Annotated in this window: 15 protein-coding genes; all 15 read left to right on the top strand. The window is 65.7% G+C overall.

The annotated features are described in order from the left end of the window. Positions 1–49 precede the first annotated feature (49 nt). The 15 genes from ACL9RL_RS03035 to rplB all read left to right on the top strand — a co-directional run bounded on the left by ACL9RL_RS03035 (position 50) and on the right by rplB (position 15,373). On the top strand, positions 50–1,018 hold the full coding sequence (locus ACL9RL_RS03035) for an AAA family ATPase (RefSeq protein WP_422778739.1): 969 nt from the start codon (positions 50–52) through the stop codon (positions 1,016–1,018). After that, positions 1,015–2,367 (top strand): DUF58 domain-containing protein, encoded by a 1,353-nt coding sequence (locus ACL9RL_RS03030; RefSeq protein ID WP_422778738.1) that lies wholly within the window; start codon positions 1,015–1,017, stop codon positions 2,365–2,367. The genes ACL9RL_RS03035 and ACL9RL_RS03030 overlap by 4 nt, the downstream gene beginning before the upstream one ends. Positions 2,368–2,378: 11 nt before the next feature. Continuing rightward, entirely contained in the window at positions 2,379–4,868 is a 2,490-nt protein-coding gene (locus tag ACL9RL_RS03025) for a transglutaminase domain-containing protein (RefSeq protein ID WP_422778737.1), read from the top strand. A gap of 56 nt (positions 4,869–4,924) precedes the next feature. After that, on the top strand, positions 4,925–5,563 hold the full coding sequence (locus tag ACL9RL_RS03020; protein WP_422778736.1) for a spermidine/putrescine ABC transporter substrate-binding protein: 639 nt from the start codon (positions 4,925–4,927) through the stop codon (positions 5,561–5,563). Positions 5,564–5,658: 95 nt separating this feature from the next. Continuing rightward, entirely contained in the window at positions 5,659–6,867 is a 1,209-nt protein-coding gene (locus ACL9RL_RS03015; RefSeq protein ID WP_422778735.1) for a hypothetical protein, read from the top strand. A gap of 325 nt (positions 6,868–7,192) precedes the next feature. Then, positions 7,193–7,567 carry a 30S ribosomal protein S12 gene (rpsL, locus tag ACL9RL_RS03010; RefSeq protein WP_347867121.1) on the top strand — a complete coding sequence of 125 codons (375 nt, stop codon included), beginning with the start codon at positions 7,193–7,195 and terminating at the stop codon, positions 7,565–7,567. Then, entirely contained in the window at positions 7,567–8,037 is a 471-nt protein-coding gene (gene rpsG / locus ACL9RL_RS03005) for a 30S ribosomal protein S7 (RefSeq protein ID WP_422778734.1), read from the top strand. Before rpsL ends, rpsG begins: the two co-directional genes overlap by 1 nt. 93 nt (positions 8,038–8,130) lie before the next feature. Further along, positions 8,131–10,245 carry an elongation factor G gene (fusA, locus tag ACL9RL_RS03000; RefSeq protein WP_422778733.1) on the top strand — a complete coding sequence of 705 codons (2,115 nt, stop codon included), beginning with the start codon at positions 8,131–8,133 and terminating at the stop codon, positions 10,243–10,245. Between the two features lie 138 nt (positions 10,246–10,383). Further along, positions 10,384–11,574 carry an elongation factor Tu gene (tuf, locus tag ACL9RL_RS02995; RefSeq protein WP_422778732.1) on the top strand — a complete coding sequence of 397 codons (1,191 nt, stop codon included), beginning with the start codon at positions 10,384–10,386 and terminating at the stop codon, positions 11,572–11,574. A gap of 175 nt (positions 11,575–11,749) precedes the next feature. Next, entirely contained in the window at positions 11,750–11,965 is a 216-nt protein-coding gene (locus tag ACL9RL_RS02990; RefSeq protein WP_422778731.1) for an antitoxin, read from the top strand. 586 nt (positions 11,966–12,551) lie between these two features. After that, positions 12,552–12,860 (top strand): 30S ribosomal protein S10, encoded by a 309-nt coding sequence (gene rpsJ, locus ACL9RL_RS02985; RefSeq protein WP_022895514.1) that lies wholly within the window; start codon positions 12,552–12,554, stop codon positions 12,858–12,860. Between the two features lie 22 nt (positions 12,861–12,882). Beyond that, positions 12,883–13,539, top strand: a complete 657-nt coding sequence (gene rplC / locus ACL9RL_RS02980) for a 50S ribosomal protein L3 (RefSeq protein ID WP_422778730.1) — start codon at positions 12,883–12,885, stop codon at positions 13,537–13,539. A 4-nt stretch (positions 13,540–13,543) separates the two neighbouring features. Next, positions 13,544–14,209: a 50S ribosomal protein L4 gene (gene rplD / locus ACL9RL_RS02975; protein WP_422778729.1), complete on the top strand. Its 666-nt coding sequence runs from the start codon at positions 13,544–13,546 to the stop codon at positions 14,207–14,209. Further along, positions 14,206–14,505: a 50S ribosomal protein L23 gene (rplW, locus tag ACL9RL_RS02970; protein WP_422778728.1), complete on the top strand. Its 300-nt coding sequence runs from the start codon at positions 14,206–14,208 to the stop codon at positions 14,503–14,505. Before rplD ends, rplW begins: the two co-directional genes overlap by 4 nt. Before the next feature lie 28 nt (positions 14,506–14,533). Next, positions 14,534–15,373, top strand: a complete 840-nt coding sequence (gene rplB / locus ACL9RL_RS02965; protein WP_422778727.1) for a 50S ribosomal protein L2 — start codon at positions 14,534–14,536, stop codon at positions 15,371–15,373. The last annotated feature ends 8 nt before the right edge of the window (positions 15,374–15,381 follow it).

Below are 15,381 nucleotides of genomic sequence, written 5' to 3'. Positions count from 1 at the left end.
CGTCCGCACGATCTCCCTGACCTCCCACAGAACGGAAGCAGAACGCATCATGGCAGTCACGCAAGAGCAGGCCGACTGGTTCGCCGACGCCTTCGGCAAACTCGTCGACAACGTCGAGCAGGCCATCCTCGGCAAGGACCACGTCATCCGTCTCGTCGTCACGGCGATGCTCTCAGAGGGCCACGTGCTGCTCGAGGACTATCCGGGCACCGGCAAGACCGTCCTCGCGAAGGCGCTCGCCAACACCCTCGACGGTACGAGTTCGAGGATCCAGTTCACCCCCGACCTGCTGCCGTCCGACGTGACCGGGGTGACGATCTACGACCAGGGCAAGGGCGAGTTCGAGTTCCACAAGGGGCCGATCTTCGCGTCGATCGTCCTGGCGGACGAGATCAACCGTGCATCGCCGAAGACGCAGTCGGCGCTCCTCGAAGTGATGGAGGAGGGCATCGTCACGGTCGACGGCACGAGCTACGAGGCTGGCAAGCCGTTTATGGTCATCGCCACGCAGAACCCGATCGAGCAGGCCGGCACCTACAAGCTGCCGGAAGCGCAGCTCGACCGCTTCCTGATCAAGACGACCCTCGGGTATCCGGATCGCGCCACCTCCGTGAGCCTCCTGCTCGACGCCTCGAACCGGGCGCGTGCCACGAACGTGCATCCGATCATCGGTTCCAGCTCGGTCGTGACGATGGCCCAGCTCGCATCCGACGTCCACGTGGACCAGAGCATCCTGGAGTACATCGCAGACCTGACCGCTGCGACGCGCACCGACAAGGACGTCGCGCTCGGCGTGAGCATGCGCGGCGCGCTTGCGCTCGTGCGGGCGGTCAAGACCTGGGCCATCTCGCAGGGACGGACCTTCGTCACACCCGACGACGTCACCGCCCTTGCGAGCGCTGTGCTCGCGCACCGCATCATCATCGACCCGGAGTCGGACTTCGCGGGCGTCACGGCGGAGGACGTCGTTGCGAGGGTCATCGTCGGCATCGAACCACCGGCGTACCGCGCGGCATGAGTGTGACCGATCAGCCCACGATGGCGCAGGAGGATCCGCGGCCGGAGGGCGTGCAGGACGAATCCGGCACGGCCGAGCCCGGCGGCGGCTCCGCACGCACGAACGGCCCCTCCGTCTCTGGGGTGCTCGGTGGTGCGTGGCGTACCGTGGCGCAGGTGGTCGGTCCGTGGCTGCGGGTGCTGTGGTCGTTCATCCATCCCGTCGTCGCGGTGGTGAGTCCGCTCGGTTGGGTCGTGCTCGGCGTCGGTTTCGTCGGCACCGTCGTCGGGGCCGTCCTGGGCTGGTCGGAACTCCTCTTCATCGGGCTGGTGCCGCTCGCGGCCGTGCTCGTATCGGTGCTGTTCCTCTTCGGTCGATCGACCTTCTCCGTGTCGATCCACCTCAATCCGACGCGCGTCGTTGTGGGGGAGCGGGCGATCGGTCAGGTGCTCGTGCGGAACCCCGGATCACGAGCGACGACCCCGACGAGGCTCGAAGTCCCGGTGGGGCACGGCATGGCCGAGTTCGCGATGCCGGGGATCCCGGCCGGAGGCGAGCACGAGGAGCTCTTCGCCGTGCCAACCAACCGTAGGGCAGTGATCCTCGCCGGCCCTGCGGTGTCCGTGCGCGGCGACCAGCTCGGCCTGCTGCGCCGCGAGGTCCGCTGGACGAAACCGGTCGAGCTGTTCGTCCACCCGGTCACGACCCGTCTGCATCCGACGGCCGCAGGACTCATCCGCGACCTCGAAGGGCAGATCACCAAGAAGATCACGAACACGGACATCTCCTTCCACGCCCTCCGTGGGTACGTGCCGGGGGACGACCGCCGATACATCCACTGGCGCTCGTCGGCCAAGACCGGGCAGCTGATGGTGCGCCAGTTCGAGGAGTCCAGGCGGTCGCAGCTCACGATGGTCATGACGACCGATGCGCGGTACTACGCCGATGCGGACGAATTCGAACTGGCCGTCTCGCTCGCGGCGTCGATCGCAACGCAGGTCATCGTCGACCAGGTGCAGATCAGCGTGGTGACGGACCAGTTCGCCCTGCGGACCCACACCGTGACCTCATTCCTCGACGACAGCTCCCGGCTGCAGCTCGTCAACGACCTCCACAGCACGCCGCGCACCTTCGCACGGGAGATGACGAAGCGGCTGCCGGCGCCGAGTGTCGTCATCGTGCTCGCGGGGTCCAGGCTCGCCGCTCCCGAGTATCGCGGCATCCAACGTCTGTTCGGCCCGGACGTGAACGTCTTCGGCATCAGAGTCGATGCAGGCGCGCGTCCATCGATCACCGAGGTCGCCGGCATGTCCGTGATGACCGTCGGCGCGCTGGGCGACCTCAACAAGGTGATGGCGAGGGCGCTGTGAGCGAGCGCACGGTGAGCGCGTCCGTACACCCTGATCGCGCCGGTGCGCCGACGGCTGCCGATGTCGACGTGCAGGGGATCGTGCCGACGTTCGTCGCGCCGTGGCCGCTGCCCGGCCGTTCCTGGATCGATCTGGCGGTGCTGTTCGTGCTCGGCGGCATCGCGGTGTTCGGCTTCGGCGCCGCGCTCGCTGGCACGGGATTCCTCGTGGCGGGGCTCGGCGGTCTGGCGCTCGGCATCGCCGTCGGCGTCCTGTCGCACGCTCTGCGGATCGGCGCGCTCCTGACGGCGCTCGTGACGATCGCGGCGTTCTTCCTCTTCGGGAGCGCCATCGCGATGCCAGCAGCGGCGACCCTCGGCCTCCTACCGAACCTCACCACCCTCGGTGGACTGGCCGTCGGTTCGGTGTTCGGCTGGAAGGATTTCGTCACCCTCGCGACGCCGCTCAGCGCGCCGGCGTACATCATGACGCTGCCGTATCTCGCGGCGCTGCTCGTCGGTGTCGTCGGTTCGGTGCTCGCGGTGCGATGGCTGCCCAGGCGTCCGCAGATCGCGGTGCGGTGCGCGGTCGTCCTGCTCGGTCCCGTCGTGCTGTTCGCCACAGTGGTGCTGCTCGGCACGTCCTCGCCCTATTTCGCTGCGCTCCGTGGTATCGCGTTCGCGGTCATCGCGCTCGTGTGGTTGGGTTGGCGACCGGCCGCGGGCCGCGGACGGAACGTGGCCGCCTCCGCGTCTGCCGTGCTGCGTCGACAGAAGGTCGTCGGCGTCGCAGCCGTCGCCGGTATGGCCGTCCTGATCGGCGGAGGTGTCGCCGTTGTGACGACGCCGGCCGCTTCGGACCGATATGTGCTGCGCGAAGTGGTCACCCCGCCGTTCGACCCCTTCGACTATCCGAGTCCGCTGTCCGGATTCCGCACGTACACGAAGGACCTGGACCAGACGCCGCTGTTCACCGCGACCGGCCTGCAACCGGGGGACCGCCTCCGGCTCGCCGCCATGGACAGCTACGACGGCAAGCTGTGGACGGTTGCAGGCCCGTCCACGGCGACGGACGGCTCAGGGGCGTTCGAACTCGTCGGTTCGACGCTGCCGCAGCCGGACCTCGTGACCTCGGGTGGGCGCCGCGACGTCACGATCGACGTCGCCGGGTACCAGGACATCTGGATGCCTGGCGTCGGATACCTGTCGACGCTGCAGCTCGACGGGAAGACGGCCGAGAACGCGGAATCCGTTCGGTACAACGCCGAGAGCGGAGCGGCAGTTCTGACGACGGGCCTCGCGAAAGGCGATCGGTTCGAAGCGACCGCTGAAACCCAACAGGTGCCGTCGGACACGACACTCGCGTCGACCCCGACCGCGCAGCTCGATCTGCCGCCCGTGACGAATGTCCCGGATGTGGTCGTCGCGAAGGCTTCTGAGCTCGTCGGGTCAGAGACGGCGCCGATGGCGCAGCTGCGCGCCATGGAGCAGAGCCTCCGCACGACCGGCTTCCTCAGCCACGGGCTCGCGTCGGATGCGTCGCCGTCGAGAGCCGGGCACGGAGCAGACCGCATGGCGGAGCTCTTCACCCGCACGCCGATGGTCGGCGACCAGGAGCAGTACGCCTCCGCGTTCGCGCTGATGGCTCGATCGCTCGGCTACCCTGCGCGCGTGGTGATGGGCTTCGCTCCCAAGGTCACGGAGGGGCAGCGATCGGTCACGGTCACCGGCCACGACGTGACGGCGTGGGTCGAGGTCCCGTTCGAAGGCTACGGCTGGGTGTCCTTCTCGCCGACCCCGGACGACACCGAGATCCCGCAGGACCAGGACCCCAAGCCGAAGACCGAGCCACAACCCCAGGTCAGGCAGCCGCCTCGGTCGGACAACCTCGACGACAGCCTGCTGACCGACGCGGCGATCGACGACGGCGACGACGAGGACAAGAAGGATCCGTTCGCCGTGCCGGTCTGGGTGTGGTGGGCGGCCGGGATCGTCCTGGTCCCGCTGGCGCTCTACGTCGTCCCGTTGCTGGCGGTCGCGGCGGCGAAGCGCCGACGAGTGCGGAGGCGTCGTGACCACGGCACCGGCGATGCCCGTGCAGCCGGCGCGTGGGACGAACTCGTCGATCGGTACGCCGAGCTGGGGTACACGATCCCGCTGCGGGTGACCCGGAGCGGGGTCGCGACGTCCCTCGGCGAGCAGTCGGTCGCAGTCCGGGATGCGGACGATCCGCTCGTCGCGCCGGAGGACTCGGTGCCCGGTACGAGGACGGATGTGCTCGGTGACGGGCTGCGCGATCTCGCCAGACGCGCAGACGCCGCGGTCTTCTCCGGCGAGGACGTCCCGCCAGAGGCGGCTGAACGCCTGTGGACGGAGACGGATGCGCGATCCGCCGCCGCGCTGGCCGAGGTCGGCTGGTTCCGGCGTCGTCTGAGCTCGTTCCGGTACCGGTCGGCTCGCACGGTGCGCTCCGTGCTGCGGGTGCCTGAGCGGCTCTCGAAGCGGATCGAGCCGAAGGAGTGACCGGCCCGTGTCCCGGTGTTCCCGCTTCGAGCGGTGACCGGGTACCGTAAGGGAGCATGGAGCGCTCGCTCGAGACCACGGTGGCCCAGGCAGTCGATGCCTGGCTCCGGTGGCTCCCCAGGTGGCACCCCTCGACGCATCGTGGCCGGACGAGGGTCTGTCGTCGCTGCCTCGGATCCCCGGTGCTCGCGGCCGCCGGCATCGCCAGTGACGTGCCGCACGCGGTGCAGCACGGCCTCGCGACCCGGATGAAGACGATCGTCGACCACGCCGTCGCCGACTACACCGAGCGCAACCTGCCGCTCCTCGGCGCGGAACTGCGCGATGCGGACGCCCGCGCGGCGCTCACCCCCTATCGTCCGGGTGAGGGCCTCGACCCGGAGTTCGACGGGCTGCAGCTCGACCCCGATCCCGATCCGGAGCAGCCGTATCTCTTCACGCTCGCCGAGCTCGGCTCCGACCGGCCGGCAGCAGCAGCGCCTCCGCCGCTGTCGGAGGAGGCGAAGCAGGCGCTCCGCACGGAGATCGGCCTGGCGGATGCGTGCGCGAACGAGACGGGCCGACGGGTGTGCGAGATCCTCATCGAGCACCGGGTCCGGATCCACGACGGCATCGCGCGCTACGTCGAGCCGCAGATCACCGCGCTGCTCGACGACCTCGCCCTCGAACTCGATTCCCCCCGATCTCCGTGGTGAACTTCCAGGGCGCTCCGTCGGTTTGGCCGATCGAATCGATCGCACTAGCGTAGAACACCTGGTACTCCAGGTACTCAGTTCCGATACTGGTGACGATGAGGGGATTCGACATGCAGCACGACGATGAGGGACACGAGTTGCCGGGGGAGTCGACACTGGGGCCTGCGCCGAGTGAATCGGCACAGGGCGGGTCCACACAGGGTGAGTCCACACAGAGCGAGTCCACACAGAGCGGGTCCACACCGAGTGAGTCCGCACCGGGTGGGAACAGGCTGGGTCGGGGCGGACTCGTCGCCATCATCGCGGCTGCGACCGTGAGCGTCCTCGCCTTCGCAGCCGTCGGCGTCGGCGTGTCCGTCGGTGCAGCACTCCACCGTCCGCAGGTGCAGGTCGAGCGCTACCTCGACGCGGTCCGCGCCGGTCACATCGAGGACGCCCTCGCCATGACGAGGACGCAGGTGGACGCGTCGGACGTGCTCCTCACCGACGATGCGTATGCGGCGGCGAGCGAGCGGGTCACCGCGTACCGGATCACGAAGACCACGCTGGCCGGCAAGCTCGCCAAAGTGACGGCGAGCATCTCGCTGGGGACCGAATCGTTCACGCAGGACTTCACCCTCGAACGCGGTGCCGCGAAGAGCGGCCTGTTCTTCGACACCTGGTCGCTCAAGGCCCCGGAGTTGTCGACGCTCGTGATCGACGAGGCGATGCCTGGCGGCGCGGAGATCCGCATCCCCGGCGTCTCTGCGGAAGCGTTGCACGATGCGGCATCGGAGCTCGAGGGCCTGCGTGCGTTCCCTGGCGTCTACGAGGTGTCGATCGAGGACAACGAGTGGTTCGAGGTGCAACCCGTCGACGGAGTCGTCGCGGGGTTCGGGGGAGTCGCGACCGCCACCTTGACGGCGACGCTGACGGCGGCGGGGCACACGGAAGCCGAGCGGGCGGTCAACGCCTACATCGACGGCTGTGCGGCATCGACCGAGCTCGTGCCGGCCGGCTGCGGGTTCGGGCTGAGGACCGAGGGCTACACGGCGTCCGACATCCGGTGGAGTCTCGATGCTCGTCCCGTCGTGGCGATCGAGGACCACAACGGCGTGCTCGCGGTGACCGGTGTCACGCCCGGCTACCTGTCGATGACCTGCACCGGCACGAAGCCGGATGGCACGGTCGGCCTCTGCACCAACGTGGAGCCGGTTGAATTCTCGGTGAACGGCTACATCCTCCGGTTCGGCGACGCCGGAGCCGAATTCCTGCCGAACCTGTTGCAGTCACTGCTCCCCGAGGAGCCGGGCGCACCGGCCTGACCAGGCCCGTTCCCTGGGAACGAGGCGGCGATTGTTTGACCGGGCTGGCAGCAGCGGCTAACATTGTTTGGGTGTGCGCTTTGCCGTGCGCTCTCGTGGTGCCCGGGTTCGCAAGATCCCACACTCACGAGTGCACCGGCATCAATCACACATGGGTAGGCCCGGAACCATCCGGGCGCCCCCACGGCATAACCCACCATTTCACGGCACGGCGCTCTTGCGCTGTGCTGGTGGGTCCATATGACCTCGCGTTTCGGGAAACCGATTCACGAATGCTGATATTCAGTACCGCTGTCACCGTGCAGTAACCATCAAGGAGCAAGTAGTGCCAACCATTCAGCAGTTGGTTCGGAAGGGCCGCAGCCCCAAGGTCACCAAGACCAAGGCGCCCGCCCTGAAGAGCAACCCGCAGCAGGCGGGCGTGTGCACGCGTGTGTACACCACCACCCCCAAGAAGCCGAACTCGGCGATGCGCAAGGTCGCCCGCGTGAAGCTGCGCAACGGCACCGAAGTCACCGCGTACATCCCCGGTGAAGGCCACAACCTCCAGGAGCACTCGCTGGTCCTGGTCCGTGGCGGTCGTGTCAAGGACCTCCCCGGCGTTCGCTACAAGATCGTCCGTGGCGCTCTCGACACCCAGGCTGTCAAGAACCGCAAGCAGGCTCGCAGCCGCTACGGCGCGAAGATGGAGAAGAAGTAATGCCTCGCAAGGGTCCAGCTCCGAAGCGCCCCGTTGTCGCCGATCCCGTATACGGCGCACCCATCGTCAGCCAGCTCGTCAACAAGATCCTTCTTGATGGCAAGAAGGGCCTCGCAGAGCGCATCGTCTACGACGCACTCGAAGGCGTTGCAGCCAAGAACGGCCAGGACGCCGTCGTCACCCTGAAGAAGGCGCTCGACAACGTGCGCCCCACGCTCGAGGTGCGCTCGCGTCGTGTTGGTGGTTCCACCTACCAGGTGCCGGTCGAGGTCAAGCCTCACCGCGCCAACACCCTCGCCCTGCGTTGGCTCGTGAGCTACGCGAAGGGTCGCCGCGAGAAGACCATGACCGAGCGTCTCCAGAACGAGATCCTCGACGCGTCGAATGGTCTCGGTGCAGCCGTCAAGCGTCGTGAAGACACGCACAAGATGGCCGAATCGAACAAGGCGTTCGCTCACTACCGCTGGTAGTCGGCGCCCGATGAGGAGGCCGACCGCGCAAGCGTCGGCCTCCTCATCTCTGAGAGTTTCAGCTCCAATCCACCCAATTCCCGGAGGAACCCCGTGGCACAAGACGTGCTCACCGACCTGAACAAGGTCCGCAACATCGGCATCATGGCCCACATCGACGCCGGAAAGACCACCACCACTGAGCGCATCCTGTTCTACACGGGCGTCAACCACAAGATCGGCGAGACCCACGACGGCGCGTCGACCATGGACTGGATGGCTCAGGAGCAGGAACGTGGCATCACGATCACGTCCGCTGCAACCACCTGTTTCTGGGACAAGAACCAGATCAACATCATCGACACCCCCGGTCACGTCGACTTCACGGTCGAGGTGGAGCGTTCGCTCCGCGTCCTCGACGGCGCAGTCGCAGTGTTCGACGGCAAGGAGGGCGTCGAGCCCCAGTCCGAGACCGTCTGGCGCCAGGCCGACAAGTACGACGTCCCCCGCATCTGCTTCGTCAACAAGATGGACAAGCTGGGCGCCGACTTCTACTTCACAGTCGACACCATCATCAACCGCCTCGGCGCGAAGCCGCTCGTGATCCAGCTCCCCATCGGTGCCGAGTCCAACTTCGAGGGCGTCATCGACCTCGTCGAGATGCGTGCACTCACCTGGCGCGGAGACGCGAAGGGTGACGTCGAGATGGGCGCCAAGTACGCCATCGAGGAGATCCCCGAGGACCTCAAGGAGAAGGCTGCTGAGTACCGCACCGCTCTCCTCGAGACCGTCGCGGAGACCGACGACGCACTCATGGAGAAGTACTTCGGTGGCGAAGAGCTCACCGTCGCCGAGATCAAGGCTGCGATCCGCAAGCTCACGGTCAACAGCGAGATCTACCCGGTCCTCTGCGGCTCGGCGTTCAAGAACCGCGGCGTTCAGCCCATGCTCGACGCCGTCATCGACTACCTGCCGTCGCCGCTCGACGTCCCCGCCATCGAGGCGCACGACGCTCGCGACGAGGAGAAGGTCGTCCTCCGCCACCCCGACGCGACGGAGCCCTTCACGGCTCTCGCGTTCAAGGTCGCCGTCCACCCGTTCTTCGGTCGTCTGACCTACGTTCGCGTGTACTCCGGTCGCCTGGACAGCGGTGCGCAGATCATCAACTCCACCAAGGGCAAGAAGGAGCGCATCGGGAAGATCTTCCAGATGCACGCCAACAAGGAGAACCCGGTCGACTTCGTCACCGCCGGCCACATCTACGCGGTCATCGGCCTGAAGGACACCACCACCGGTGACACCCTGTCCGACCCGAACGAGCAGGTCGTCCTCGAGTCGATGAGCTTCCCGGAGCCCGTCATCGAGGTCGCGATCGAGCCGAAGACGAAGGCCGACCAGGAGAAGCTCGGCACGGCCATCCAGAAGCTGGCCGAAGAGGACCCGACGTTCCGCACCGAGCAGAACGTCGAGACCGGCCAGACGGTCATCAAGGGCATGGGTGAACTCCACCTCGACATCCTCGTCGACCGCATGAAGCGCGAGTTCAACGTCGAGGCCAACGTCGGCAAGCCGCAGGTCGCGTACCGCGAGACCATCAAGCGCAAGGTCGAGAAGCACGGCTACACGCACAAGAAGCAGACGGGTGGTTCTGGTCAGTTCGCAAAGATCCAGTTCGACCTCGAGCCGATGGAAGTCACCGCGGACAAGACGTACGAGTTCGTCAACGCCGTCACCGGTGGCCGCATCCCGCGCGAGTACATCCCGTCGATCGACGCCGGTTTCCAGGATGCACTCCAGGTCGGCGTCCTCGCCGGCTACCCGATGGTCGGCGTCAAGGCCGTCCTGACCGATGGTGCAGCGCACGACGTCGACTCCTCGGAGATGGCGTTCAAGATCGCTGGTTCCATGGGCTTCAAGGAAGCAGCGCGTCAGGCCAACCCCGTCCTCCTCGAACCGCTCATGGCGGTCGAGGTCCGTACTCCTGAGGAGTACATGGGCGACGTCATCGGCGACTTGAACTCCCGTCGTGGACAGATCCAGTCCATGGAAGACGCCTCCGGCGTCAAGGTGGTTCGCGCCAACGTACCCCTCTCGGAGATGTTCGGATACATCGGCGACCTTCGGTCGAAGACCTCTGGTCGTGCCGTGTACTCGATGACCTTCGAGAGCTACGCGGAGGTCCCGAAGGCTGTGGCTGACGAGATCGTCCAGAAGAACAAGGGCGAGTAGTCACTCGGTCCTTCTTGCGGTTCGGCTGGGTGGAACAAACACCCAGCCGGATCGCGTAACATAAATACAAATCCCTGCAGCGTGTCGGGCACTCAATCGTGCCTGGGGCTCTGCGCTACGTCCTGAGGAGGACCCACAGTGGCCAAGGCCAAGTTCGAGCGGACCAAGCCGCACGTCAACATCGGAACCATCGGTCACGTCGACCACGGCAAGACCACGCTCACCGCAGCGATCTCGAAGGTTCTGGCAGACAAGTACCCGTCCGCCACGAACGTTCAGCGCGACTTCGCGTCGATCGACTCGGCTCCGGAAGAGCGCCAGCGCGGTATCACGATCAACATCTCGCACGTCGAGTACGAGACGCCTGCTCGTCACTACGCGCACGTTGACGCCCCGGGTCACGCCGACTACATCAAGAACATGATCACCGGTGCTGCTCAGATGGACGGCGCGATCCTCGTCGTCGCCGCAACTGACGGCCCGATGGCGCAGACCCGTGAGCACGTTCTGCTCGCCAAGCAGGTCGGCGTCCCCTACCTGCTCGTCGCGCTGAACAAGTCCGACATGGTCGAGGACGAGGAGATCCTGGAGCTCGTCGAGCTCGAGGTTTCCGAGCTCCTCGCTTCGCAGGGCTTCGCTGAGGACGCACCTGTCGTTCGCGTCTCGGGCCTCAAGGCTCTCGAGGGCGACGAGAAGTGGGTTCAGAGCATCCTCGACCTCATGGAGGCCGTCGACAACAACGTTCCCGACCCCGTGCGTGACAAGGACAAGCCGTTCCTCATGCCGATCGAGGACGTCTTCACGATCACCGGTCGTGGAACCGTCGTCACGGGCCGCGCCGAGCGTGGCACGCTGGCCATCAACTCCGAGGTCGAGATCGTCGGCATCCGTCCGACGCAGAAGACGATCGTCACGGGTATCGAGATGTTCCACAAGCAGCTCGACGAGGCATGGGCCGGCGAGAACTGTGGTCTCCTGCTCCGCGGCACGAAGCGTGAAGACGTTGAGCGCGGCCAGGTCGTCGTCAAGCCGGGTTCGGTTACGCCGCACACGAACTTCGAGGGCACCGCGTACATCCTGTCCAAGGATGAGGGTGGGCGTCACAACCCGTTCTACGCGAACTACCGTCCGCAGTTCTACTTCCGCACCACCGACGTCACCGGCGTCATCACGCTGCCAGAGGGCACCGAGATGGTCATGCCTGGCGACACCACGGAAATGACCGTTGAGCTGATCCAGCCCATCGCCATGGAAGAGGGCCTCGGCTACGCCATCCGCGAGGGTGGCCGCACCGTCGGCGCCGGCACCGTCACGAAGGTCCTCAAGTAGGTTCCTTCTGCGGCAGGCCGACATCGGTCTGAACGTGCTGTTGTGAAGGGCCCGGAGCATCTGCTCCGGGCCCTTTGCCGTGCCCGGAAACATTCGGTCATGCTGTACTTCCGGCTGGCAGAGGGTGCAGAATGTCCACACGATCGCATGGGGCGATCAACGAAGGGGATTTCGCATGGGACTCGACGACCTCGTCAACAAGGGCAAAGCGCTTTTCGAGGAGAACAAGGACAAGATCGACGAGGCGCTGCACAGCCAGCAGGCCGAGGACATCAGCGACAAGGTGCTCGACGGCGCGGCCGACATCGCGAACAAGGTCACCGGTGACAAGTTCTCCGACCACGTGGAGAACGCGCGCAAGGCTGCCGACGGAGCGGTCGGCACCGAGTAGCGACACCCGCGCAGCAGCGCACGCGCTTCGGCGCACGGCAGGGGTCCGGCATCAGCCGGGCCCCTGCTGTCGTTCCGCCTCAGACTCCGCGAGGGAGGGCGCTCCGGCGGGGTGAAACTGCGAGCTGGATGGCAGTGTTCGAGGCGCGACACGCCCGGGTTGCATGCACCATGAATCCGTGGCAGACTAGTCCAGTTCAGTATTCCGGACGGCCGCGCTCTGCGCTGCCCAGGTCGGATCACTGCCAGGCAGTACATAGGCGCTCTCAGATGTGTTCGCACAGCGTGGGATCGAGCCTAGGTCGCGGGTAGCAGAACAGCCAACTCATCAACACCCCAACCGGTCTCGCCTTGTGCGCGCCCGGACGGAGACCGGCCACAAGCCGGGATGGGAAGGGACGAGGACCAGCAGGTCGAAGCGGGACACCTCTGCGCGAGCAGAGCCCACAAGACCCTGGCCTTTGACAGAAGAACAGTGGTGCGACAGCAGTAGTGCCAATGGCGTGGAGCAACTGAACGTTGCAAAACGCATTTAGCGCGTCCAATGCGAACAATACGTATGACGCTAGACAGAGAGTGAGTCACACATGGCGGGACAGAAGATCCGCATTCGACTTAAGTCGTATGACCACGAGGTCATCGACACCTCGGCGCGGAAGATCGTTGACACGGTCACGCGCGCCGGTGCAACGGTGGTCGGCCCAGTGCCGCTGCCGACGGAAAAGAACGTGGTCGCAGTGATCCGTTCTCCGCACAAGTACAAGGACAGCCGGGAGCACTTCGAAATGCGCACCCACAAGCGTCTGATCGACATCATCGACCCGACCCCGAAGGCAGTGGACTCGCTCATGCGTCTCGACCTGCCGGCGGACGTCAACATCGAGATCAAGCTCTGAGCCGGATAGGGGACACGAACTAATGTCTACTACTGACAAGACCAGCAAGGGTCTGCTCGGCACGAAGCTCGGCATGACTCAGGTGTGGGACGAGAACAACAAGCTCGTTCCCGTGACCGTGATCGAAATCACCCCGAACGTCGTCACCCAGGTGCGCACGCCAGAGGTCGACGGCTACAACGCCGTCCAGATCGCCTACGGCCAGATCGACCCCCGCAAGGTCAGCAAGCCTGACGCGGGCCACTTCGAGAAGGCAGGCGTCACGCCTCGCCGTCACGTCACCGAGATCCGCACCGCGGACGCTTCCGACTACTCACTCGGTCAGGAACTCGCGGTCGACGGTGTGTTCGAAGCCGGCCAGAAGGTCGACGTCGTCGGCACTTCGAAGGGTAAGGGCTTCGCCGGTGTGATGAAGCGTCACAACTTCAAGGGAACCGGCGCATCGCACGGTGCACACCGTAACCACCGCAAGCCGGGCTCCATCGGCGCCTCCTCGACCCCGAGCCGTGTCTTCAAGGGCATGCGCATGGCCGGTCGTATGGGTGGCGAGCGCGTCACCGTGCTGAACCTCCGCGTTCACGCCATCGACGCCGAAAAGGGCCTGCTGCTGGTCAAGGGTGCCGTTCCCGGCGCTCGTGGCCGCATCGTATTCGTTCGCACCGCAGTGAAGGGAGCGTAGTTTCATGGCTACCGCTACTCTCGACGTGCTCGACACCAAGGGCAAGAAGGCCGGCACTGTCGAGCTTCCTGCTGAGGTGTTCGACGTCCAGACCAACATCCCGCTCATCCACCAGGTGGTCGTTGCTCAGCTCGCAGCTGCTCGCCAGGGAACTCACAAGACCAAGCGTCGTGGTGAGGTTTCCGGTGCAGGCCGCAAGCCGTTCAAGCAGAAGGGCACCGGTAACGCCCGTCAGGGCTCCATCCGCGCTCCTCAGATGACCGGTGGTGGCATCGTCCACGGTCCAGTGCCCCGCGACTACTCGCAGCGCACCCCCAAGAAGATGATCGCCGCCGCTCTCCGTGGTGCTCTCTCCGACCGCGCACGCGGCAGCCGTCTCCACGTCGTGGACTCGTTCTCCGTCGCAGACAAGCCGTCCACCAAGTCGGCTTCCGAGTACCTGACGACCGTCGCTTCCTCGAAGCACGTCCTCATCGTCCTCGAGCGCAGCGATGACCTCAGCCGCCTGAGCCTTCGCAACCTTGCGAACGTGCACGTGCTGAACCACGACCAGCTCAACGCATACGACGTGCTCGTCTCCGACGACATCGTCTTCACCAAGGCCGCCTTCGAGGCGTTCGTCGCCAGCAAGACCGGCGTACAGGCCGCAACTGAGGAGGTCTCGGCATGACCGCGATCAACAAGGACCCGCGCGACGTCATCATCGCACCTGTTGTCTCCGAGAAGAGCTACAGCCTGATCGACGAGGGCAAGTACACCTTCCTGGTGGACCCCCGCTCGAACAAGACCGAGATCAAGCTCGCCATCGAGAAGATCTTCAGCGTCGAGGTCGCATCCGTCAACACCCTGAACCGTCAGGGCAAGACGCGCCGCACCAAGTTCGGTGCCGGCAAGCGCAAGGACACCAAGCGCGCGATCGTGACGCTCAAGTCCGGTTCCATCGACATCTTCACGGCTGTTGGCTAAGACGGCCGGGAACGAAGAGGAATAAGAAATGGCTATTCGTAAGTACAAGCCCACGACCCCAGGTCGTCGCGGTTCGTCTGTCGCGGACTTCGCGGAGATCACCCGTTCGACCCCGGAGAAGTCGCTGCTTCGTCCGCTGTCGAAGACCGGTGGTCGCAACAACCAGGGCCGCATCACGACCCGTCACATCGGTGGTGGCCACAAGCGCCAGTACCGTGTCATCGACTTCCGTCGCAATGACAAGGACGGCGTGAACGCCCGCGTTGCTCACATCGAGTACGACCCCAACCGCACGGCACGTATCGCGCTGCTCCACTTCGTGGACGGCACCAAGCGCTACATCATCGCTCCGAACAAGCTGAGCCAGGGCGACATCGTCGAATCCGGCCCGAGCGCGGACATCAAGCCGGGCAACAACCTGCCGCTGAAGAACATCCCCACCGGTACGGTCATCCACGCGATCGAGCTGAAGCCGGGCGGCGGCGCCAAGATGGCCCGCTCCGCCGGTGCATCGGTTCGGCTCGTCGCCAAGGACGGCCCCTACGCGCAGCTCCGTCTGCCGTCGGGTGAAATCCGCAACGTCGACATCCGCTGCCGCGCCACGATCGGCGAGGTCGGCAACGCCGAGCAGTCGAACATCAACTGGGGCAAGGCCGGACGCAAGCGTTGGTTGGGTGTCCGCCCGACCGTCCGCGGTGTCGCGATGAACCCGATCGACCACCCGCACGGTGGTGGTGAGGGCAAGACCTCCGGTGGACGCCACCCGGTCAGCCCGTGGGGCCAGAAGGAAGGCCGCACGCGCCACCCGAACAAGGAAAGCGACAAGCTCATCGTTCGTCGTCGTACCGCCGGCAAGAAGCGTAAGTAGGAGTAAGA

This window comes from Plantibacter sp. Mn2098, from assembly GCF_049319745.1.
GTDB lineage: Bacteria > Actinomycetota > Actinomycetes > Actinomycetales > Microbacteriaceae > Plantibacter.
This window is presented reverse-complemented; position numbering and strand designations above follow the sequence as displayed.

Bases quoted from the DNA above. Each gene is read 5' to 3' on its own strand.
- ACL9RL_RS03035 (WP_422778739.1), top strand. From the start codon at position 50: ATGGCAGTCACGCAAGAGCAGGCCGACTGGTTCGCCGACGCCTTCGGC.
- ACL9RL_RS03030 (WP_422778738.1), top strand. From the start codon at position 1,015: ATGAGTGTGACCGATCAGCCCACGATGGCGCAGGAGGATCCGCGGCCG.
- ACL9RL_RS03020 (WP_422778736.1), top strand. From the start codon at position 4,925: ATGGAGCGCTCGCTCGAGACCACGGTGGCCCAGGCAGTCGATGCCTGG.
- ACL9RL_RS03015 (WP_422778735.1), top strand. From the start codon at position 5,659: ATGAGGGGATTCGACATGCAGCACGACGATGAGGGACACGAGTTGCCG.
- rpsG (WP_422778734.1), top strand. From the start codon at position 7,567: ATGCCTCGCAAGGGTCCAGCTCCGAAGCGCCCCGTTGTCGCCGATCCC.
- ACL9RL_RS02990 (WP_422778731.1), top strand. From the start codon at position 11,750: ATGGGACTCGACGACCTCGTCAACAAGGGCAAAGCGCTTTTCGAGGAG.
- rpsJ (WP_022895514.1), top strand. From the start codon at position 12,552: ATGGCGGGACAGAAGATCCGCATTCGACTTAAGTCGTATGACCACGAG.
- rplC (WP_422778730.1), top strand. From the start codon at position 12,883: ATGTCTACTACTGACAAGACCAGCAAGGGTCTGCTCGGCACGAAGCTC.
- rplD (WP_422778729.1), top strand. From the start codon at position 13,544: ATGGCTACCGCTACTCTCGACGTGCTCGACACCAAGGGCAAGAAGGCC.
- rplW (WP_422778728.1), top strand. From the start codon at position 14,206: ATGACCGCGATCAACAAGGACCCGCGCGACGTCATCATCGCACCTGTT.
- rplB (WP_422778727.1), top strand. From the start codon at position 14,534: ATGGCTATTCGTAAGTACAAGCCCACGACCCCAGGTCGTCGCGGTTCG.